The organism is Caballeronia sp. AZ10_KS36 (assembly GCF_023631105.1).
GTDB lineage: Bacteria > Pseudomonadota > Gammaproteobacteria > Burkholderiales > Burkholderiaceae > Caballeronia.
Genome location: NZ_JALQDQ010000025.1, coordinates 18,868 through 38,210, shown reverse-complemented (window position 1 = coordinate 38,210; position 19,343 = coordinate 18,868). Strand labels below are relative to the sequence as shown.

Here is a 19,343-nt window from a genome sequence, read left to right as displayed (position 1 = left end):
TTTCGCCGCGCGTGCGCCGGTGCTGAACGTCTCGCGGTGTCCGGGCACCCGCCGGCGTGAAGCTGCCCGGCCGCCGTGTCCCGGCATTTCTCATCGAGCAAAAAACGGACCGACGTACGTTTTAGCCCCGTGGGACGGCGCATTGCGCGCATTTCGGAAGAATCGGCGTGCACCGTTACGGCACATCCGCTGGTAATTCCGTCACGCGCCGCGCCGGTTCTACCGTCAGACATTCGCATACTGCTCGACGCGCGGCGCGTTTGCCTGCACCAAAGCGCGGTATTCCGTCGGCGTGATGCCCACTGTCGCCTTGAACTGGCGCGTAAAGGCGCTGTGGTCCGTGTAGCCGCAGAGCGCGGCGACATCCGTCACTTTGTCGTGCGTCATCAAGAGCGCCGTGGCGGCATCGAGCCGTGTCTTGAGCAGCACTTGCCGTGGCGTCAGATGGAAGACCTTGTGGAAGTACCGTTCGAGTTGCGCGATGGACATGTCGGCCATTTTCGCGAGGTCCCGCATATTGAGCGGGTGCACGTAATTTTCCTGAATGTGCTGCACGACGGCCGCGAGCCGGCTATACGCGGGGTGCGTGCTTTCGGCCGCCTGCAAGTCGCGCGAAATACCGGCCAGCCCGACGATACGGCCTTCTGCATCGTGCAGCGGCTGCTTGCAGGTCATGCACCAGCCGGGCTCGCGTCCGGGATAAAGATGCAGCTCCAGTTGATCGATCAGTTGCACGCCCTGCGCGATGATCGCCTGATCCTGCGCCGTGTAGATCCGCCCGAAGCGGCGCGGAAACACGTCTTCGGCCGTCTTGCCGATGAGCGCGGTCTTGTCGTCCTTGTGACCGCAGCGCCGCGCGAGCGTGCTGTTGACCATGGCGTAACGCGCTTCGCGGTCTTTCACGAAGAACACGATGTCGGGCATCGCGTCGAACACCGGCGCGAGCAGCGCGAAGTGCGCGAGCATGTCCTGCAACGCGGAGGCTCGGGGCGACGCGATGTCCTCGAACGCGCGAGGCGAGGCGCTGCCGGCAAGGGGTGCGGTCGTGCTCATCGGTGCGTTCGGGCGCGCAAGTCGGAATGGCGCCGATTATAGAGGCGCGAAAACGACGCCAATATTGGCGCTCTCCCCACTATGTTTTCGGTGACGCGGCTCGAAAGATGCGCTAGAGCGAGCGCCTTTGTTCCCCTCTTGCGGTCTCCCGCGCCTGCTCCCGCGCCTGCTCCCGTGCCTCGGCCACCGCATGCCGCGACGGCATCCCTCGTCGCCTTGGTGAAGTGCTAACGGACTGAGCGCACTGAAAATTTTCACGCGCGCCAGCGTCAAGCGCGACCTCAGGCCCACGCTTTGCGGAAAGTCAAGTGTTTCGGTGACTATGTGCGCTAGCAGGCGGTCTCGATCGCCGCGATCCGGCCTAATGACGAAAGCAGCAGGCGCACGGACGGGTCACCGTTCGGCCAGCCTGCCCTACGGGGAAGGTCCCAAGGTCCGTTGAGAACCAAGCAAAAAGGGATTGCCATGACCAAGCACATCAACAAACATTCCGTACCGCGCCGCGAGGCCTTTCGTTGCAGCGGCCAGCAACTCGACGCCATCATGCGGTTCGCCGAAGAGCGCAAGCTCGACGAACGCCCGCTGCAATGGGTCGTCGCGCAATACTGCCGGGCTCGCGCAAAAGCCGCCTGACGGCCCTGCCTACTACTGCCCCGATAGCACGCGCTGCTTGAGCACCCAGATTGCCGTTGGCACCGCGTAATACGCGCTCACGTTGCCCGTGACCAGCTTGCCCGTGAGTTGAACGCGCGCATTTTCGCCGGGCTCGGCGTCGATGATCTGCACTGCCGACACAGTCGACTGCTGCCGTCCGCCCTGCCGGCCGCCCGCATTGACGACGCAGACCGGACTCGCCAGCGACAGCACCCACGCCGGCTTTGCTGCCGCGTCGGTCTGATGCGTGGCCTGGCGCGTCACCGTGCCTTCCAGGGTGACGATGTCGCCGTCGGCGTAACACTGCGCCGCCCACGCCGGTCCCGCTCCCGCTGCCCACAGCACGATGATCCACGCGCACGCTTTCGCCGTCATTCGGGCCTCGCGAAGGGCGCGCCGCTGGCGGCACGCGGATTCTGGAAAGAGGTAGACACTTTAGGCGATCCGCGTTGGGGTCGCAACCCGCCGAAATGCGCGCGAGAGCTTCCGCGGCCGTGCACCCGTGCGGGAATACACGTTGCTCCTTTCATATTACGATCAACACACGCGCATGTGTCGCCAAGGCGCCGTCGTTCGATCCCGGTCAGCGACGCCCGCCCGCGACAACCGCGCGAACAGGCGGCCTGCGCGTGCGCGGGCCGACGGAGGGCGACGATGCATCAGACGGCAAACCAGACGAATCAGGTAATCGTAGGCGTGTTCGACTCGTATCGCGACGGACACGAGGCGCTGCGCGCGCTCCAGACGGCGGGACTTTCGCGCGACGACGCGCATTTGTATCGCGCGGGCCACGGCGACACGCAACTCGAGGCTCTCGCGATGCCGTCGCACGAAGAAGACGAAGCCGAGTACGTCGCGCATGGCGAACATCAGGGCGTGGTCGGCGCCCACAACCGCTTCGCGCCGCGCGAGCCGTTGGCGCCGCGGCCGCCCGCGCCCGTCGTAGCCAGCGACGATTGCCGCGAGCGCACGCTCCTGATCATCAGACTGACCGACGATATCAAACCGGGCGCGATCGGCGACATGCTGCACGAGCACGGCGCGGTTGCCGTCAAGGACCCGGCCGGCCACTGGCGTTTTTCTCCCTACAGAAACCACGCCCGCGCCTGAAGCGCGGCGTTCGTGGCTCTAATGCATGCGCCGGTGCGCGGTCTCGACGCCGGGCGCGCCGGCTTCGCCGGATGACGTCGAATCGCGCTCGGCCTCATCGGCCTCATCGGCCTCTTCCCCTTCCGCTTCCTGCTTTGCGAGCCGCACCGCCTCCTGTGCCGACGCCGCGCGCAGCGCACGGCATTGCGCCGAACGCCGCAGGGTTGCGAGCAGACGTACCATTTCCCTTGGTCTGGCTCTCATCGTGGTCTCCCCGCCGCAGCGTTGAGAAATTACTTTAAGTGTAGGCGGCAATCCGTGGACGGCAAAGCATTCCGCGCAAAATAATCGCGTGCGGCGTTCAGCTTTTCTCAAGGCGCAGGCGATCGCAAAATCAATCCGGGTGAACCGTCCAGTACATTTTTTAGTGCCGTGACCTCTGCACAACAACCGCTCGCGGAACCTGACTGTCGCCTTGCCAGCTTCTGTCGACGTACGCAGAATGGAAGCAACGGCTTAAAAGCGCCGTCTAATTCTCGGATGACCAACCGGCGAACACTCGATGGCGACCTTAGAGGGCAAAGCACGGTACGCGGTGGCTGCGGACAACGCCGGTGCCGGCATCGCGGTCATGATACTGACCACGGCCGCCTTCGCCGCAAGCGATTCCACGGTCAAGCTGATCGGCGCTGCGGTCCCGGTCATCGCGCTGCTGTGGGTGCGCTATCTGTTTCAGATGATCGTGCTCGGCGTCTGGCAGGCGCGACGCGGCGCGCTCGGCATCTTTCGCACCTTCCAGACCGGCAATCTCAAGCTGCAAATCGTCCGCGCGCTGCTGTTGCTGACGAACTCGGCATGCACGTTCGCCGCCCTTCGCTACTTGCCGCTTCCCGTCACGACTTCCCTTGCGATGCTCGCGCCGCTGATTTCGACGCTGCTCGCCGCGCTCGTCCTGAAGGACCACGTCTCGCGCGGCAAGTGGGCGATGGTCGTGCTCGGTTTCGTCGGCATGTTGTTGATCGTGCGACCGGGCGGCAGCGATTTCACCTGGTCGGTGATCTTGCCGATCGGTTCGGCCACGAGCTTTGCGTGCTTTCAGGTGGTATCGAGCCATCTCTCGCGCGTGGACGACGCGATCACGACCAACTTTCTGACCGCGCTCGTCGCAACGGTCGTGCTGTGCGCGCTCGTTTGGGCCGATCAGGCGCAGCTGCTGCCTGAGCTTGCGCGCGTCGGCGCCGGCAGCTGGCTGCTCGTCGCGTTCATGGCGACGATGGCGACCGGCGGTCAATTGCTGATGCTTCAGGCGTTACGCCGCGCGCCGCTCGCCGTGCTCATGCCCTTCTCGTACGCGCAGCTCGCGTTCGCATCGTGCTTTAGCTGGCTGCTGTTCGGACAGGTGCCGGACGCGTGGATGACGGCCGGCATGTGCGTGATCGCCGCGAGCGGAATCGGCACGGTGCTGATGCACGGCCGCAAATAAGCGGCGAGCCGACGTGCGCCGAGTTATATAAAACGCTTCAGGCCGCGTGCGTCTGGCCGGTGCAAAGCCAATGCACGTCGACATCGAGCGCATGCGCGATGCGGTTGAACGCGCGAAGCGGCGGCACGGTAATGCCGCGCCGCCAGAACTGCACCTCGTGTTCGCTCGCATCGACCCATTTGGCCGCTTTGGCGGAGCTTACGTTGGCGCGTTGCATCGCGCGGTCCAGGCGTGCGGCCATTGCGCGCCGCAGGGTGTTGTCTTCGTGACTACGTTCAAGGTGTCCGATGGTTTGGGTATGTCGGCCCATGTCGCTTAAACTCTCTCGATTTATATTTTCGCCGTTCAGCGCCGGCTGATATTCGCGCACGTCGGAATCATACGAAGTCACGGTGACGGCTCAATGACAAGCGGTTCCTCGCTACGTGCGTACTGCAAAACGCAAGGCCGAATTCTTTCAAGCGGCAAGGGGAAGCGTCAAGTGGGGAAACAACGCATCGGCACGCAAGCGCGTTGGTGTTTACCCTTTGCCGATACAAAGGCGCTTTCACCCGCTTTCACCATTAATACGGACGATCGTGCAATTCACCGCACGGGGAATTACGTCACTGTTTAATACCGATTAATGCCGCACGCAAAATCGCCGATTATGTCGATGCCTGAAGATGGCAATTGACAGCCATTATCTTTTCTCTAGAATGAGTCGTTCGCTGCGCTGCACAATCACGCGTAACTGAAGCAACTTCTAATGGAGTCCAGCATGAGCAGTCTTGCGCCAGAAACCTTTATCGCGACCCAGCGGGCCGGCTTGGATGCCACCTTCGGATTCGCCACTCAGGCGGTTCAGGGCTTCGAAAAACTGATCGACCTGAACGTACGCACATTGCGGACCGCTCTGTCGGAGCAACAGGAATTCATCGGCAAGAGCTTCTCCGTCCGCGATATCCAGGAGTTCTTCGCCGTTCAGAACGCCCGCATGCAAGCGAACGCGCAGCGCGCGCAAGCCTATTGGCAGGACGTCAACGAAATCGCTACCGGCGTGCGTGGCGCCTACGTGCAAGCGGCACAAGACCAGTTGGAGAAGTCGCAGCGCAACGCGCAGGCGTTCGTCGAGAGCTTCGTTACCAGCGCGCCGCTCGGCAGCGAGGCGGTCGTGTCGGCGTGGAAATCAGTCATCGACTCCGCGACGCAGTCGGCGAACTCGGCGTACGAAGCGGCGCGCACCTCGACGCGCCAGGTCGTGGAAGCCGCGCAGACCGAGGCGAGCGCAACCGCGACCGCCAGCTTGCCGACGCCGCCCGCCGTGCGCGTCGTCTCCAACAAGCCCGCCGGCACGAAAAAGTAAGTATCACGCTCCGCTTCGCGCGCTAGCGGGAAAAGGCCGTGAGCACGAGTTCGTGCGAACGGCCGATCCAGACCGCCGAATCGCGATGGTCCCGCAAATCGTCGCCCGTATTCGGATGCATGAACACATCCAGTTCGCCGTGGTTCAGCGCGAGCCATTCGAGCATCGCCGTCAGTCGCTCGCTGCCGAAACCGAGCTGAAACGACCATAGCGGATGAGGTCCCACGGGACGTTCGTGAAAGCGGCCGAGCGTCAGCGCGCCGCTTTCGATATCGCCAGCGAACCGCTCCGCGATCACCTGCCGCAGCTGCCATGCGGCGTCGCGGCCAGCGGCGTCGAAATAAACATGCGCATGCCAGCTTGAGACCGTGGGCGCGTTGTCGTGTCCCATCGTTCGATTTATCCGTGGCGAGTCGAGAGACGTCCGATTCTAATACGCGCCGCCGCCGCTGCTGCTTCCACTCGACGAGCGGTTGTACGACGCGCCGCCGCCGTCCGTCTGACAACCGGCGAGTGCGGCCGTAACCAGCGCCAAAGCGACCACGACGATTCTTGCCAGCTTCATGAGATGCCTCCGTTCGTTGGACGGCGGCCACGATCGACGCCGCATCCACTAAACGCGCCGCCGGAGCCGGTTATTCCGCGTGCTAGACTACTGTACATGCGTACAGTTTCCGAGCCCGCCTACACCGTCGCCGTGCGCGCGCTCTGCGAGTTCACCGCAAAGCAAGGCGACCTCGACCTGCGTTTCACCCCGACGCCCACGGCGCAAGAAGGCGTAGCGGGCCACGTCACCGTCACGAGCCGCCGCCCGGCGGGCTATCTGAAGGAAATCGCGCTGTCCGAAGACTACGGCCCGCTGCGCGTGCGCGGCCGGGCGGATGGCTACGATCCCGCGCTGAACCGGCTAGAAGAAATCAAGACGCATCGCGGCAAGCTGGATTCCATGCCGCAGAATCATCGGCATCTGCATTGGGCGCAGGCGCGCGTCTACGGGCATCTCATGTGTCGCAAGCTCGGGCTCGACAGCATCGAAATCGCGCTCGTGTATTTCGATATCGTCGATCAGACGGAGACCGCGCTCACGGAGACGCAAACCGCCGAAGCGCTCAAAGACCATTTCGACGCCCAATGCCAGCGTTTCATCGCGTGGGCGGAGCAGGAAGTGCAGCATCGCGCGGCGCGGGATGCGGCGCTTTCCGAGCTCGTCTTTCCGCACGGCGCGTTCCGCCCCGGACAGCGGGCGCTCGCCGAAGCGGTGTATCGCGCGGCGGTCTCCGGCCGATGCGTCGTCGCCGAAGCGCCGACGGGCATCGGCAAGACGATCGGCACGCTCTTTCCGCTGCTCAAGGCGTGGCCCGCGCAGCAACTCGACAAGATTTACTTCCTGACCGCGAAAAGCGCGGGCCGCCAACTAGCGCTCGACGGGCTCTCGACGCTTGCTGCGTCCGCGCCGAAGTCGCTGCGCGTCGTCGAACTTGTCGCACGCGACAAGGCGTGCGAGCATCCGGACCGCTCGTGTCACGGCGAGTCGTGCCCGCTGGCGCGCGGCTTCTACGATCGCCTGCCGGCTGCCCGCGCCGCCGCGCTGCAACGGGCGCATCTGGATCGCGCGACCGCGGCGGATGCTGCGCGCGAGCACGCTGTCTGTCCGTACTACTTGAGCCAGGAATTGACGCGCTGGGCGGATGTCGTCGTCGGCGACTACAACTATTACTTCGATACGAGCGCCATGCTCTTCGCGCTCGCGGAGGCGAATCGCTGGCGCGTGGCCGTCCTCGTCGACGAAGCGCACAATCTCGTCGAACGGGCGCGCGGCATGTATTCGGCGTCGCTCGATCAGGCCGCCTTCAACGCCGTGCGCCGCAGCGCGCCGCCCTTTTTCAAGCGGATGCTGGCGCGCGTCGGCCGCAGTCTCAGCGACGCGAGCCGCGATCAGCTGGCGGCGGGCATCGACTACGCGGCGCACGACGAGCCGCCCGCGGCGCTCCTGAGCGCGCTCGGACAGGCGATCTCGGCGCTCACGGAAACGATGGCCGAGCAGCCGGACGCGTTCACGCCGGACCTGCTGCGCTTCTATTTCGACGCGCTGCACTTCGCGCGCATCGCCGAGCGTTTCGGCGCGCATTCGATCTTCGACATCACGCTGTCCGGCAAGGGCCGCGCGGTGTTCTGCCTGCGCAACGTGATTCCCGGCCCGCATCTCGCGCCGCGCTTTGCCCGCGCCCATAGCGTCGCGCTCTTTTCGGCGACGCTCACGCCCGCGCATTACTACGCCGACACGCTCGGCCTGCCCGCGACGACCGTGCGCATCGACGTCGAGTCGCCGTTCACGGCCGATCAGCTCGACGTGCGCGCCGTCGCCGACGTATCGACGCGCTTTCGCGACCGCGAACGCTCCATCGACCGCATCGCGGACCTGATCGCCGCCCAATACGGCCGCGCGCCGGGCAACTATCTGAGCTTCTTCAGCAGCTTCGACTATCTCGCGCAAGTGGCGTCCGCGTTGAGTCGACGTCATCCGTCGATTGCGTGCTGGCAGCAGTCGCGCGGAATGAGCGAGGCCGACCAGCACGCGTTCCTCGCCCGCTTCGAACCGGACGGGCGCGGCATCGGCTTCGCGGTGCTCGGCGGCGCGTTCGGCGAGGCGATCGATCTGCCGGGAACGCGGCTCATCGGCGCATTTGTCGCGACGCTAGGGCTGCCGCAACTGAACGTGGTCAACGAGCAACTGAAGGCGCGCATGCACGCCGCATTCGGCGACGGCTACGCCTACGCCTATCTTTTTCCCGGCTTGCAGAAGGTCGTGCAGGCGGCCGGGCGCGTGATTCGCGGCCCGCAAGACCGCGGCGTGCTGTATCTGATCGACGACCGCTTCGCCCGCGCCGACGTGCGGCGCCTTTTGCCGGCGTGGTGGGACGTCAAGCTGCTGCGCGAGCGGGACGAGAGCGGACCGAGAGTGGGCATCGCTCTTGCTGGTTGACGGCACCCCATGAGCCTGCGGCTGTCCGAAGCCCGGGCCACACATAAGGAGAAGCCGATGTCCACCGCACAAGAACCGCTCGACGCGCTCAAGATTCTCGAAGAAGACCATCGCGCTGTCGAACAGTTGTTCGAAGCTTTCGACCGCGCGCCGAAAGACGATCTCGAACGCAAGTCGACGCTGGTTCAGCGCGCCTGCGAGCTGCTGACGATTCACGCGATCGTCGAGGAAGAACTGCTCTATCCGGCCGCACGCGAGGCGTTCGGCAGCGACGACGAGAAGATCGACGTCGAGGAAGCCTACGTCGAGCACTATCTCGTCAAGACGCTGATCGAGAAGTTCACGCAATTGAAGGCCGGCGACGAAGGCTTCGACGCGACCTTCCGCGTGCTGAAGGAAAACGTGATGCATCACGTCGAGGAAGAGGAGTCGGAGCTCTTCAAGGAAATCCGCAAGACGAAGCTGGACGTCGCGGCGCTGGGCCAGAAGATCGAGGCGCGCAAGACGGAGCTGCAGAACCGCATCACCGAAGTCGCGACGCCGCGCTGAATGGCGCAGCAAGACCCGGAGTGTGCGGGCGGCGCGCGAGGCGCACAGTGGGACGTGGCACACGCACATCCGGAGTAACTGCATGAAGGCGATGGACAGCGCGCTCGCGACCGATGCGAGCGCGGACATTCCCGGGCGCATCGACGCGTTCGACTGGAACGATCTCGGCACGCAACTCGACTGCCAAGGCTCGGCCGTTGCGCCGGGCCTTTTTTCGCGCGACGAATGCGCGGCGCTCGCCGCGCTCTACGACGACGAAGCGCGCTTTCGCAGCCGAGTGGTGATGGAACGGCACAGCTTCGGGCGCGGCGAATACAAGTACTTCGCGTATCCGTTGCCCGACGTGCTCCATGCCGTGCGCGGCGCGGCCTACCGGCATCTGGCGCCGATCGCGAATCGCTGGAACGAGGTCATGCGCATCGAGACGTGCTACCCGGACGAACACGCGGCGTTCATCGAGCGATGCCATCGCGCGGGCCAGACGCGTCCGACGCCGCTTCTGCTTCGATACGTGCCCGGCGACTACAACTGCCTGCATCAGGATCTATACGGCGAGCATGTCTTCCCGATCCAGATGGCGATTCTGCTGTCCGCGCCCGGACGCGACTTCACCGGCGGCGAGTTCGTGATGACGGAACAGCGGCCGCGCATGCAGTCGCGTGTGGAAGTGGTGCCGCTCGCGCAAGGCGATGCGGTGTTCTTCGCCGTGCATCAGCGGCCGGTGAACGGCACGCGCGGTGCGTATCGCGTGAACATGCGGCATGGCGTGAGCCGCCTGCGGTCAGGCAAGCGCCACATGCTGGGCGTGATCTTTCACGACGCGCGTTGAGGCGCGAGCGCCCTATTCGTTCTCGTCGAAGTAATGGCCGAAGCGCGCCTGCTTCGTCTTGATGTAGCGCTCGTTCTCTTCGCGCATCGGAATGGCCAGCGCCACGCGCTCGCTCACGGGGATGTCGTGGCGCAGAAGCGTGTCGAACTTCGACGGGTTATTGCTCATCAGCCGCACCGACTTCACGTTCATCGCGCGCAGGATGGCGGCGGCGGAGTCGTACTCGCGGGCGTCGTCGGGGAGGCCGAGGTGCAGGTTGGCATCGACCGTATCCAGCCCCTGCTCCTGCAACGCATACGCGCGAATCTTGTTCGCGAGGCCGATGCCGCGCCCTTCGTGGCCGCGCAGATACAGCAGAATGCCGCGGTTTTCCGCGGCGATATAGCGCAGCGCGAGGTCGAGCTGTTCGCCGCAGTCGCAGCGATACGAGCCGAATACGTCGCCCGTCACGCATTCGGAATGCAGCCGCGTGAGCACGGATTCGCCGTTGCTCACGTCGCCCATGACGAACGCGATATGCTCGACATCCGTCTCCTTCACGCGATAAACGTACGAACCGAAGGTGCCGTAGCGCGTCGGAATGGTGGCGGTCGCGGCCAGTTCGACGTCCGCGCATTCGGCGCATTCGCCGAAGCGGTGATGAGAGTTCTGTACGTCCAGCGAGGGAGAAGCGGTTTTCATAGTCAATCAGCGAGTCCATGATGCCGGGAAAGGCGGCGGTATGCGCCGCGCCGGCCCGGCATGTCATGGTAAGGCCCATCGGGAAAGTTTGCAGATTGTCGCACGGCGCGCGCCGGCTTTACTCCTTTCCCCTATCCCGAGCTCACGCCGGATTCTCGAACGTGCCGGGACTGCGGTCGGTCGCGCGCCATTCCGGCTTGCGCACCGGATCGGCCTTCTTCAGCGCCTCGCGCACGCCCGCTGCGTCGAAGTCCGCCGTGTAGACCGGCGTCGCGGGCTGCTGACGCCACGAGTCGTCGATTTCGCCGTTGTCCACCGCATCGAAGCCGATTTCGTCGATCAGCTTCATCACGATGGTCTTCGCGCGATGGTCGTCGCCCGACACCGGCAGCGCGATACGTCCCGGCGTGCCCGCAGGCTTCCCGCCCTTGCGCAGATGCGCCGCGTAGATGTTGTTGAACGCCTTCACCACCGGCCGGCCGATCTGCTGCTCGACCCAGCGGCTTTCCGGCATGCCCTTTTCGATCTCTTCGATGCGCCCGTCGCGCTGCTGCGGATAGTAGTTGCCGGTGTCGACCACGACCACGTTGGCCGGCACGCCCGCGAACAGGTCTTTCGGCAGATCCGGCACTTTCGCCTGCGGAATCGTCACGACGATGAGTTCCGCGCCCTTCACCGCGTCGCGCGCCTCGACGGCGGTCGCGCCGGTCGTGCGCTCGACATCGCGCAGCGAATCCGGCCCGCGCGAGTTGGCGATGTTCACGTCATGGCCGCACTTCGTGAAATGCTCGGCCAGAACCTGTCCGATGTTTCCCGCTCCAATGATTCCGATCTTCATGAACACCTCTTGTTGGACGATTGAGACAGACCCCTTCGCAAGCCGAATGCCGCCGGATGCCGCAGGGTGGCAACGCGTGGATCGACACAATAGCCCAGATCAATTAGAATGATAAAATCAATCCACTTCCATGGATTGATAGTTTTAGTTCATAATCCATTCACTCCTTCAACAACACAGCTAGAGGAATCTGCTAAATGCCGATCATCAACAGCCAAGTCAAGCCGTTCAAGGCCACCGCTTATCACAACGGCGATTTCGTGACCATCACCGATGAAAACCTGAAGGGCAAGTGGTCCGTGTTCGTGTTCTATCCGGCCGACTTCACGTTCGTCTGCCCGACGGAACTCGGCGATCTGGCTGATCGTTACGAAGAATTCAAGAAGCTGGGCGTCGAAATCTACGGCGTTTCGACCGATACGCACTTCACGCACAAGGCATGGCACGACACGTCGGAAACGATCGCCAAGATCCAGTATCCGATGATCGGCGACCCGACGCTCGCGATCTCGCGCAACTTCGACGTGCTGATCGAAGAAGAAGGCATGGCGCTGCGTGGCACGTTCGTGATCAACCCGGAAGGCGAGATCAAGCTGTGCGAAATCCACGACAACGGCATCGGCCGCGACGCAGGCGAACTGCTGCGCAAGGTGCAGGCTGCGCAATACGTCGCATCGCACCCGGGCGAAGTCTGCCCCGCCAAGTGGACGCCGGGCGCTGAAACGCTGACGCCGTCGCTGGACCTCATCGGCAAGATCTAAGCCTCGTCATTCGACGAGCGCATCACAGACCTTGCCGCTGAATCGGCGGCAAGGTCAAAGCTCCAACACGCTTTCGATGCGGCGCTTCGCGCGCCGTGCCGGAGCGTGTCCGCAACATCCCAAGAACAACGCCACGGAACGGACAACGCCATGCTGGACGCCAACCTCAAGAATCAGTTGAAAGCCTATCTGGAAAAGGTCACCCGGCCGATCGAGCTCGTCGCCTTCCTCGACGACAGCGACAAGTCGCGTGAGCTGAAGGGCCTGCTCGACGAAATCGCTTCGCTGTCGACGCAGATCAGCGTCGTCGAGAAAGAGGACGCCTCCGCGCGTCGTCCGTCGTTCACCATCGGCGAGCCGGGCAAGGGCGCGGGCATCCAGTTCGCGGGCATTCCGATGGGCCACGAATTCACGTCGCTCGTGCTGGCGCTGCTGCAAACCGGCGGCCATCCGATCAAGCTGGATGACGCGACCATCGAACAGATTCGCAATCTCGACGGCGACTATCGCTTCGAGACGTATTTCTCGCTGTCGTGCCAGAACTGCCCGGAAGTCGTGCAGGCGCTGAACGTGATGGCGATCATCAATCCGCGCATCAAGCACGTTGCAATCGACGGCGCGCTCTTCCAGAGCGAAGTCGAAGAGCGTCAGGTCATGGCCGTGCCGACGATGTTCCTGAACGGCGAGAGCTTCGGCCAGGGCCGCAGCGGCGTGAAGGAAATTCTCGCGAAGCTGGATAGCGGCTCGGCCGCCCGCGCCGCGAAGGAACTGGAGAATAAGCCCGTGTTCGACGTGCTGATCGTCGGCGGCGGGCCGGCTGGCGCGGCAGCGGCGATCTACGCGGCGCGCAAGGGCATCGCGACGGGCGTCGTCGCCGAACGCTTCGGCGGTCAGGTGCTCGACACCATGGCGATCGAAAACTTCGTCTCCGTGCAGGAAACGGAAGGACCGAAGTTCGCCACGGCGCTCGAACAGCACGTGAAGAGCTACGAAGTCGACGTGATGGACGTGCAGCGCGCCGAAAAGCTGGTGCCGGGCCGCATCCACGAAGTGCAGCTGGCAAGCGGCGCGGTGCTGAAGGCGAAGACGATCGTGCTGGCGACCGGCGCGCGCTGGCGCGAAATCAACGTGCCGGGCGAGCGCGAGTATCGCGGTCGCGGCGTGGCGTACTGCCCGCACTGCGACGGCCCGCTCTTCAAGGGCAAGCGCGTCGCGGTGATCGGCGGCGGCAATTCGGGCGTCGAGGCGGCGATCGACTTGGCGGGCGTGGTTGCGGCGGTGACGTTGATCGAATTCGGCGCGGAACTGCGCGCTGACGCAGTGCTGCAAAAGAAGCTGCGCAGCCTGCCGAACGTGACCATCGTCACGAGCGCACAGACCACGGAAATCACCGGCGACGGCAAGAAGGTCAACGGCCTGAACTACACGGACCGCGCGACGGGCGTGAGCCATCGCGTGGAGCTGGAAGGCGTGTTCGTGCAGATCGGTCTCGTGCCGAACACCGAGTGGCTCAAGGGCACGGTGGAGCTGTCGAAGCATGGCGAGATCGTCGTCGACGCGAAGGGCGCGACCTCGGTTCCGGGCGTGTTCGCCGCCGGCGACGTGACGACGGTGCCGTTCAAGCAGATCGTGATCGCAGTGGGCGAAGGCGCGAAGGCATCGCTCGGCGCGTTCGATCACCTGATCCGCGCGTCGGTGGAAGACGAAGCGCGGGCCGAGGAAGCAGTCGCGGCGTAAGACAGCGGTAATGGTGGACGAAGGCGAACGGAGCGATCTGTTCGCCTTTTTTCATTGGCGCGCGCGAGTCACTCCGCGTCTGCCGACTTGGGCTTCAGAACGAGCGGAAACGTGACTTCGAACACGCTTCCGTGCCCTTTCGACGAATGAAAGCGCAATTCGCCCTCCAGCGTGCGCGTGAGTTCCTTGACGATGGCAAGGCCGAGCCCCGTGCCGGGAATATCGTCCCCGGCGGCGCGCTGGAATTCCTCGAACACGCGCTCCTGATCCGCTTCGCTGATGCCGACGCCGGTATCGGCCACGCGCAGCCGCCAGCGGTCCTCGGGCGCGGCGGTGATCGACAACACGATCTCGCCCGACGACGTGTACTTGACCGCATTGGACAGCAGATTCAGCGCGACCTGTTTGACCTTCAGCCGGTTCGACACTACGGTACTCAGCGTGGCATCGACATGTCCGGTCAGCTTGAGCCCTTTCGCTTCGGTGGCGACGCGGCTCGACTGCATGAGTTCGTCGAACAGGCTGACGATATCAAAGCTGTCGACCGTCAGCATGGAATCGTCGCTCAACAGCTTCGAGTATTCGACCATTTCGTCGACGAGCGTCGCCATGTCCACCACCTGCCTGTTGGCGAGCCCGAGCGCCGTGTCGCGCTTGGCGGGCGAGCGCCCGGCCAGTTGCAGCGCGGTGGAGAACACGTTCAGGAAGTTGCGCAGGTCATGCGCGACGCGCCGCGTGACCTGCATGCGCGACTCGTAAAGATCGCCGATAAGCTGCTGGCGCAGCGTCAGTTCCTGGTTCGCGCGCTCCAGCATGCCGGTGTATTCGTCGATCTTGCGGTCGCGCTCGGTCACCGCTTCGCGAACGGATGCCAGCGTGACGAGACTCACCACTTCGTCGGTCATGAGGCGCGCGTATTCTTCGTCCGCGCGGCTGAAGTCTTCATGCGACGCCGCGTATTCGCCGATCGCGGACAACAAAACTTGTCTGAAGAGATCGAGCTCGCGCACCAGTTCGTCGATGCGATAGCCCTGCTGCCAGCGCCATTGGCCGTGCTGGCGGGCGTCGTGCTCAAGCGCCCCTTCCTGCCCGCTCAGGCTGCGCGTTTCGAGCACATTGCAGATTTCTTCGAGGATGCTCGGCAGATGATCCGCAAGCTGGCGATACGTGAGCTGGTCGGAATGCTCGACTTCCTGATCGCCGAAGACGAGTTTCATCCATCTCTCGGTCAGCGCGGTCTGCTGGGTGCGCAGCGCGGCCACGAGTCCGTTCATGCCGTCGGCGCGAATGTCGCGCATGTGCAATTCTCCGATTTTGGTGCGCCGGAGACGGCGCTAAAGGAACGCTCGTTGGACCGGAAGTGCGACAGTGCGACAGGGCGGCACATACCTCGGCAGTATAGGCCGACAGATCCGTGTCTAGTGCAAATCCGACCGGTCTGTTCAACCACTTGCGTCAAGCTTTACCTGCTGTGCTCGCCTTCATGCTCGCGCGCGGCTCCCAAATCGTGCAAGATTGCGCCGATACCCGTGACACGGCAATTGCAGGAGAGAAAATGACCTCGTCGGGCGGCTGGGAAGCGAAGCAGTACAGCGTGTTTGAAGCGGAGCGCACGCGGCCGGTCCGCGATCTCCTTCACGCGGCGCAGGGTGCGCCGGTTCGCGTGGCGGTGGACCTCGGCTGCGGGCCGGGCAACTCGACTGAAACGCTGCTCGACTATGCGCCGCAGGCAAGCATCGTGGGCATCGACAGTTCCGCCGACATGATCGAGGCCGCCCGCAAGCGGCTGCCGCAGGTGCGCTTTGAGCTGGCGGATATTTCGGCCTGGAACGAAGCCGGCCCGTACGACCTGATTCTGGCGAACGCGTCCCTGCAGTGGGTTCCCGATCACGAGACGCTGCTGCCGCGACTCGTCGGCCTGCTCGCGCCCGGCGGACGGCTCGCAGTGCAGATGCCGGACAATCTCGACGAGCCTTCTCACAGGCTCATGCGCGACGTGGCGGCGAACGGGCCGTGGCGCGAGCGGCTCGCAGGCACCGAGCGCACGCTCCGCCACGATGCGCAGTGGTACTACGCGCGACTCAAGCCGCAGTGCGAGCGCGTCGATGTATGGCGCACTATCTACCATCATCCGCTCGCAGGCGGCATCGACGCCGTGATCGAATGGTTCAAGGGCAGCGCGCTGCGGCCCATGCTCGGCAAGCTCGAAGCGGACGAACAGACCGCCTTTCTGGACCAGTACCGCGAAGCGCTGAAATCGGCGTATGCGGTGCTCGCCGACGGCACCGTGCTGCTGCCGTTCCCGCGCCTCTTCTTCGTCGCGACGCGCTGATGCAGCGTTACTGCGCCCGCCCGTTGTCCCGCAGCATCTGCACGAACTGACGCGCCGCCGGCGAAAGCGCGCCGCCCTTTCGGGTCACGACGCCATACGTCTGCGATTTGAGCTTCATGCGTATCGGCAGCACGCGCAGCATGCCGTGGCGCTCGAACACGCGGGCGACGCTCGCCGGCAGAATCGACACCAGTTCCGGGCTTTCCTGCAGCAGCGTCACCGTGACGAACGGCGACGCCGTCGAAATGGGATTGGCGGGCATCGGCAGGCCCGCGAGATCGAGTTCGCGCTCGAGCAGCGCGCTCATCGGCAGATAGCTCGGATACGTGACCCAGCGGCGGTTCGCCAGGTCCGCCAGCGCGACTTCGCGCGTCTGCCCGTCGCCGCGCGCCCGTCCCGCCACGATGCACAGCGGCTCGTCCGTCAGCGGCTGATAGTGGTACTTCGAAGGCTGCTCCGACACGCTCGCGCGGCCGATGACGAGATCGACGCGGCCGTCGTCGAGCATCGCGAGCATGTTGGCGCTCGTGTCCTCGACGATCTCCACGGCAAGATCCGGATGCTTCGCGTGCATTTGGTTGACCATCGGCGCGACGACGCCCGGCACCGCGCCCATGATCGTGCCGACGGTCAGCCGCCCGCCCGTGCCCGCGCGAATCTGCGCGACTTCCTGACAGAGCGCAGACAAATCGGCGGCCAGCACGCGCGCATAGCGCACCACGCAGCGGCCGAACGGATTCGGGATCAGTCCACTTTTCGCGCGCTCGAAAAGCGGCGCTTCGAGCATCGACTCCAGTTCGGCGAGCGCCTTGCTCGCGGCGGATTGCGTCATCGCCATTGCGCTCGACGCCTTGTGCAGCGACTTGTGATCGTCGAGCGCGATCAAGAGTTGCAGCTGCTTCATGCGCAGCCGCGACATCAGGACATCGAGAGTGGTCTTCATCGTAAGAAAAGAAGCGCGGGTGATTCCGCGGGCGATTCCAAAAAGCGATCAAGCGATGGAAAGCTTTCACTATACAGGCGCGTTCGCCGGGTCGTATAGTCGGCGCAGCACGACGCTCGCCAAGGAAGCGTCGCGACCCTCTATCACGGAAGGACGAGACACCATGGAACTCACAGGCAACCTGCTCATCGGCCAGCAATCGGTGCGCGGCACGAACGGCACGATCAAGGCCGTCAACGCATCGACGGGCGCAGCCATCGAACCGGGATTCGGCGGCGCAACGCTCGACGATCTCGACCGCGCGTGCGCGCTCGCGTGGGCCGCGTTCGACGTCTATCGCGAAACCGCGCCCGAAGCCCGCGCGAAGTTTCTCGAAGCGATCGCGCAAAACATCCTCGATATCGGCGACGACCTGATCGAACGCTGCATGATCGAAAGCGGCCTGCCGCGCGGGCGTCTGGAAGGCGAGCGCGGCCGCACGGTCGGCCAGCTGCGCATGTTCGCGGATGTGGTGCGCAACGGCGACTACCTCGGCGTGCGCATCGACCCGCCGCAGCCCGATCGCAAGCCGATGCCGCGCGTGGATCTGCGTCTGCGTCATATCGGCGTCGGTCCCGTCGCCGTGTTCGGCGCAAGCAACTTCCCGCTGGCGTTCTCCGTCGCGGGCGGCGATACGGCGTCCGCGCTGGCCGCGGGTTGCCCGGTGATCGCGAAGGCGCACTCGGCGCATCCGGGCACGGCGGAACTCGTCGGCCGCGCGGTGCAAAAAGCCGTGAAGGACTGCGGCATGCCCGAAGGCACGTTCTCGCTGCTTTTCGACAGCGGCCGCGACATCGGTCAGGGTCTGGTGAAGGACAATCGCGTGAAGGCGGCCGGTTTCACGGGTTCGCGTGGCGGCGGCACGGCGCTGATGAAGCTCGCGGCCGAACGCGCCGAGCCGATCCCGGTTTACGCGGAAATGAGCAGCATCAACCCGGTTCTGCTGTTCCCGGCGGCGCTCGCCAACCGCACCGAAGCCATCGCGCGCGGTTTCGTGCAGTCGCTCGTGCTGGGCGCGGGCCAGTTCTGCACGAACCCCGGCCTGGTTCTCGCAGTCGACGGCCCGGACCTCGACAAGTTCATCGAAGCGGCATCCGCCGCGCTCAAGGAAACCGCCGCGCAGACGATGCTCACGCCGGGCATCCACAAGGCGTACGAAGGCGCGGTCGAGAAGATCGCTTCGCACGACGGCGTGAAGACCGCCGCTCGCGGCTTGCCGGCAGAGGGCGGCAATCAGGGGCAGTCGGCGCTCTTCGTCACGACCGCCGACGCGTTCCGTGAGAACCACGCCCTGCAGGACGAGATTTTCGGCGCGTCGTCGCTCGTCGTGCGCTGCCCGGACCTCGCCACGATGCGCGAGCTGATCGAATCGCTCGAAGGTCAGCTCACGGCCGCGTTGCAGATCGACGAAGCCGATTACGCCGATGCCCGCAGCTTCGTGGCTCCGCTCGAACGCCGCACGGGCCGTATTCTGGTCAACGGCTTCGGCACGGGCGTCGAAGTGGGCCACGCGATGGTCCACGGCGGCCCGTATCCCTCGACCGCCGATGGCCGCTCGACCTCGGTCGGCAGCCTCGCGATCAACCGCTTCCTGCGGCCCGTCAGCTATCAGGATCTGCCGGAAGCGCTGCTGCCCGATCCGGTCAAGTCGGATAATCCGCTCGGCCTGAACCGCCGTATCGACGGCAAGCTGCAACTGGCCAGCTGATCGTTGCCATGGAGCGCCCTTCGGGGCGCTCCGTTTCTCGCCTCACGATAGTTCGGAATCCTTCGCATTGCCCGTGCCTAGCATAGGCCGCGCCCGAGGCGGTGGAAAAACAACACCGCGCGCGCAACGGAACGCCCTTTCGCATCAGCGGCTTAGCGAGCGGCCGCCGGCCATTGTCGGTTATCGGCTAAAGAATGGCGTCTCACCACCGCCGCCCCGCGCCCAGAATATCCTGATGAGAGTAGCGAAGCGTGGCGCTGCGCGCACCGGAACGGTGTCGCGGCTGCATCCATTGCGCATTCGCATCCGACGAGGGCCA

21 protein-coding genes are annotated in these 19,343 nt (G+C 64.5%); 11 read left to right on the top strand and 10 right to left on the bottom strand.

Annotation, left to right across the window (positions count from 1 at the left end; genetic code table 11):
• Positions 1–225: 225 nt before the first annotated feature.
• The gene (locus NCR35_RS15545) at positions 226–966 is read right to left on the bottom strand and encodes an AraC family transcriptional regulator (protein ID WP_250535440.1); all 741 of its coding nucleotides are present in this window, start codon (positions 964–966) and stop codon (positions 226–228) included.
• Between the two features lie 552 nt (positions 967–1,518).
• On the opposite strand from NCR35_RS15545, the gene NCR35_RS15540 reads away from it, so the two are divergent.
• On the top strand, positions 1,519–1,686 hold the full coding sequence (locus tag NCR35_RS15540; protein WP_175941958.1) for a hypothetical protein: 168 nt from the start codon (positions 1,519–1,521) through the stop codon (positions 1,684–1,686).
• A gap of 12 nt (positions 1,687–1,698) precedes the next feature.
• Here NCR35_RS15540 and NCR35_RS15535 read toward each other — a convergent pair whose 3' ends face one another.
• Positions 1,699–2,082, bottom strand: coding sequence for a hypothetical protein (locus NCR35_RS15535; protein WP_250535059.1), 384 nt, complete (start codon positions 2,080–2,082; stop codon positions 1,699–1,701).
• A 279-nt stretch (positions 2,083–2,361) separates the two neighbouring features.
• On the opposite strand from NCR35_RS15535, the gene NCR35_RS15530 reads away from it, so the two are divergent.
• On the top strand, positions 2,362–2,817 hold the full coding sequence (locus NCR35_RS15530; protein WP_250535058.1) for a hypothetical protein: 456 nt from the start codon (positions 2,362–2,364) through the stop codon (positions 2,815–2,817).
• 18 nt (positions 2,818–2,835) lie between these two features.
• On the opposite strand, the gene NCR35_RS15525 is transcribed toward NCR35_RS15530, so the two are convergent.
• A complete protein-coding gene (locus tag NCR35_RS15525; protein WP_250535057.1) occupies positions 2,836–3,060 on the bottom strand; it encodes a hypothetical protein in 225 nt (74 codons plus the stop codon).
• A gap of 298 nt (positions 3,061–3,358) precedes the next feature.
• On the opposite strand from NCR35_RS15525, the gene NCR35_RS15520 reads away from it, so the two are divergent.
• On the top strand, positions 3,359–4,279 hold the full coding sequence (locus NCR35_RS15520; protein WP_250535056.1) for a DMT family transporter: 921 nt from the start codon (positions 3,359–3,361) through the stop codon (positions 4,277–4,279).
• 37 nt (positions 4,280–4,316) lie between these two features.
• Here the strand turns inward: NCR35_RS15520 and NCR35_RS15515 are convergent, their stop codons facing one another.
• Entirely contained in the window at positions 4,317–4,649 is a 333-nt protein-coding gene (locus tag NCR35_RS15515; protein ID WP_250535055.1) for an XRE family transcriptional regulator, read from the bottom strand.
• Between the two features lie 390 nt (positions 4,650–5,039).
• Here NCR35_RS15515 and NCR35_RS15510 point away from each other — a divergent pair, with 390 nt between their 5' ends.
• Entirely contained in the window at positions 5,040–5,624 is a 585-nt protein-coding gene (locus NCR35_RS15510) for a phasin family protein (RefSeq protein WP_250535054.1), read from the top strand.
• Between the two features lie 22 nt (positions 5,625–5,646).
• On the opposite strand, the gene NCR35_RS15505 is transcribed toward NCR35_RS15510, so the two are convergent.
• Both NCR35_RS15505 and NCR35_RS29880 read right to left on the bottom strand, forming a co-directional pair.
• A complete protein-coding gene (locus NCR35_RS15505; RefSeq protein ID WP_250535053.1) occupies positions 5,647–6,015 on the bottom strand; it encodes a DOPA 4,5-dioxygenase family protein in 369 nt (122 codons plus the stop codon).
• A gap of 39 nt (positions 6,016–6,054) precedes the next feature.
• Entirely contained in the window at positions 6,055–6,189 is a 135-nt protein-coding gene (locus NCR35_RS29880; RefSeq protein WP_255774964.1) for a hypothetical protein, read from the bottom strand.
• Between the two features lie 96 nt (positions 6,190–6,285).
• On the opposite strand from NCR35_RS29880, the gene NCR35_RS15500 reads away from it, so the two are divergent.
• From NCR35_RS15500 to NCR35_RS15490, 3 genes are all read left to right on the top strand, one after another.
• Complete coding sequence (locus tag NCR35_RS15500; protein ID WP_250535052.1) at positions 6,286–8,607, top strand: ATP-dependent DNA helicase; 2,322 nt, start codon at positions 6,286–6,288, stop codon at positions 8,605–8,607.
• 57 nt (positions 8,608–8,664) lie between these two features.
• Positions 8,665–9,156 (top strand): hemerythrin domain-containing protein, encoded by a 492-nt coding sequence (locus NCR35_RS15495; protein WP_250535051.1) that lies wholly within the window; start codon positions 8,665–8,667, stop codon positions 9,154–9,156.
• A gap of 91 nt (positions 9,157–9,247) precedes the next feature.
• The gene (locus tag NCR35_RS15490; protein ID WP_502801692.1) at positions 9,248–9,985 is read left to right on the top strand and encodes a 2OG-Fe(II) oxygenase; all 738 of its coding nucleotides are present in this window, start codon (positions 9,248–9,250) and stop codon (positions 9,983–9,985) included.
• 12 nt (positions 9,986–9,997) lie between these two features.
• Here the strand turns inward: NCR35_RS15490 and ribA are convergent, their stop codons facing one another.
• Together ribA and NCR35_RS15480 are read right to left on the bottom strand one after the other, a co-directional pair.
• Entirely contained in the window at positions 9,998–10,666 is a 669-nt protein-coding gene (gene ribA / locus NCR35_RS15485; RefSeq protein ID WP_244850281.1) for a GTP cyclohydrolase II, read from the bottom strand.
• A gap of 142 nt (positions 10,667–10,808) precedes the next feature.
• Positions 10,809–11,504: an NADPH-dependent F420 reductase gene (locus NCR35_RS15480; RefSeq protein WP_250535048.1), complete on the bottom strand. Its 696-nt coding sequence runs from the start codon at positions 11,502–11,504 to the stop codon at positions 10,809–10,811.
• A 197-nt stretch (positions 11,505–11,701) separates the two neighbouring features.
• On the opposite strand from NCR35_RS15480, the gene ahpC reads away from it, so the two are divergent.
• Entirely contained in the window at positions 11,702–12,265 is a 564-nt protein-coding gene (gene ahpC / locus NCR35_RS15475; protein ID WP_244849386.1) for an alkyl hydroperoxide reductase subunit C, read from the top strand.
• A 150-nt stretch (positions 12,266–12,415) separates the two neighbouring features.
• On the top strand, positions 12,416–14,002 hold the full coding sequence (gene ahpF / locus NCR35_RS15470; protein WP_250535046.1) for an alkyl hydroperoxide reductase subunit F: 1,587 nt from the start codon (positions 12,416–12,418) through the stop codon (positions 14,000–14,002).
• Positions 14,003–14,070: 68 nt separating this feature from the next.
• Here the strand turns inward: ahpF and NCR35_RS15465 are convergent, their stop codons facing one another.
• Entirely contained in the window at positions 14,071–15,300 is a 1,230-nt protein-coding gene (locus NCR35_RS15465; protein WP_250535044.1) for a sensor histidine kinase, read from the bottom strand.
• Positions 15,301–15,557: 257 nt separating this feature from the next.
• On the opposite strand from NCR35_RS15465, the gene tam reads away from it, so the two are divergent.
• Positions 15,558–16,334 carry a trans-aconitate 2-methyltransferase gene (gene tam, locus NCR35_RS15460; RefSeq protein WP_250535043.1) on the top strand — a complete coding sequence of 259 codons (777 nt, stop codon included), beginning with the start codon at positions 15,558–15,560 and terminating at the stop codon, positions 16,332–16,334.
• A 7-nt stretch (positions 16,335–16,341) separates the two neighbouring features.
• Here tam and NCR35_RS15455 read toward each other — a convergent pair whose 3' ends face one another.
• Positions 16,342–17,277 (bottom strand): LysR family transcriptional regulator, encoded by a 936-nt coding sequence (locus NCR35_RS15455; protein WP_244849390.1) that lies wholly within the window; start codon positions 17,275–17,277, stop codon positions 16,342–16,344.
• Positions 17,278–17,440: 163 nt separating this feature from the next.
• Between NCR35_RS15455 and NCR35_RS15450 the strand changes: the two genes are divergently transcribed.
• Positions 17,441–19,024, top strand: coding sequence for an aldehyde dehydrogenase (NADP(+)) (locus tag NCR35_RS15450; RefSeq protein ID WP_250535041.1), 1,584 nt, complete (start codon positions 17,441–17,443; stop codon positions 19,022–19,024).
• The last annotated feature ends 319 nt before the right edge of the window (positions 19,025–19,343 follow it).

Bases quoted from the DNA above. Each gene is read 5' to 3' on its own strand.
- NCR35_RS15545 (WP_250535440.1), bottom strand. From the start codon at position 966: ATGCTCGCGCACTTCGCGCTGCTCGCGCCGGTGTTCGACGCGATGCCC.
- NCR35_RS15540 (WP_175941958.1), top strand. From the start codon at position 1,519: ATGACCAAGCACATCAACAAACATTCCGTACCGCGCCGCGAGGCCTTT.
- NCR35_RS15535 (WP_250535059.1), bottom strand. From the start codon at position 2,082: ATGACGGCGAAAGCGTGCGCGTGGATCATCGTGCTGTGGGCAGCGGGA.
- NCR35_RS15530 (WP_250535058.1), top strand. From the start codon at position 2,362: ATGCATCAGACGGCAAACCAGACGAATCAGGTAATCGTAGGCGTGTTC.
- NCR35_RS15525 (WP_250535057.1), bottom strand. From the start codon at position 3,060: ATGAGAGCCAGACCAAGGGAAATGGTACGTCTGCTCGCAACCCTGCGG.
- NCR35_RS15520 (WP_250535056.1), top strand. From the start codon at position 3,359: ATGGCGACCTTAGAGGGCAAAGCACGGTACGCGGTGGCTGCGGACAAC.
- NCR35_RS15510 (WP_250535054.1), top strand. From the start codon at position 5,040: ATGAGCAGTCTTGCGCCAGAAACCTTTATCGCGACCCAGCGGGCCGGC.
- NCR35_RS15505 (WP_250535053.1), bottom strand. From the start codon at position 6,015: ATGGGACACGACAACGCGCCCACGGTCTCAAGCTGGCATGCGCATGTT.
- NCR35_RS29880 (WP_255774964.1), bottom strand. From the start codon at position 6,189: ATGAAGCTGGCAAGAATCGTCGTGGTCGCTTTGGCGCTGGTTACGGCC.
- NCR35_RS15500 (WP_250535052.1), top strand. From the start codon at position 6,286: ATGCGTACAGTTTCCGAGCCCGCCTACACCGTCGCCGTGCGCGCGCTC.
- NCR35_RS15495 (WP_250535051.1), top strand. From the start codon at position 8,665: ATGTCCACCGCACAAGAACCGCTCGACGCGCTCAAGATTCTCGAAGAA.
- NCR35_RS15490 (WP_502801692.1), top strand. From the start codon at position 9,248: ATGGACAGCGCGCTCGCGACCGATGCGAGCGCGGACATTCCCGGGCGC.
- ribA (WP_244850281.1), bottom strand. From the start codon at position 10,666: ATGAAAACCGCTTCTCCCTCGCTGGACGTACAGAACTCTCATCACCGC.
- NCR35_RS15480 (WP_250535048.1), bottom strand. From the start codon at position 11,504: ATGAAGATCGGAATCATTGGAGCGGGAAACATCGGACAGGTTCTGGCC.
- ahpC (WP_244849386.1), top strand. From the start codon at position 11,702: ATGCCGATCATCAACAGCCAAGTCAAGCCGTTCAAGGCCACCGCTTAT.
- ahpF (WP_250535046.1), top strand. From the start codon at position 12,416: ATGCTGGACGCCAACCTCAAGAATCAGTTGAAAGCCTATCTGGAAAAG.
- NCR35_RS15465 (WP_250535044.1), bottom strand. From the start codon at position 15,300: ATGCGCGACATTCGCGCCGACGGCATGAACGGACTCGTGGCCGCGCTG.
- tam (WP_250535043.1), top strand. From the start codon at position 15,558: ATGACCTCGTCGGGCGGCTGGGAAGCGAAGCAGTACAGCGTGTTTGAA.
- NCR35_RS15455 (WP_244849390.1), bottom strand. From the start codon at position 17,277: ATGAAGACCACTCTCGATGTCCTGATGTCGCGGCTGCGCATGAAGCAG.
- NCR35_RS15450 (WP_250535041.1), top strand. From the start codon at position 17,441: ATGGAACTCACAGGCAACCTGCTCATCGGCCAGCAATCGGTGCGCGGC.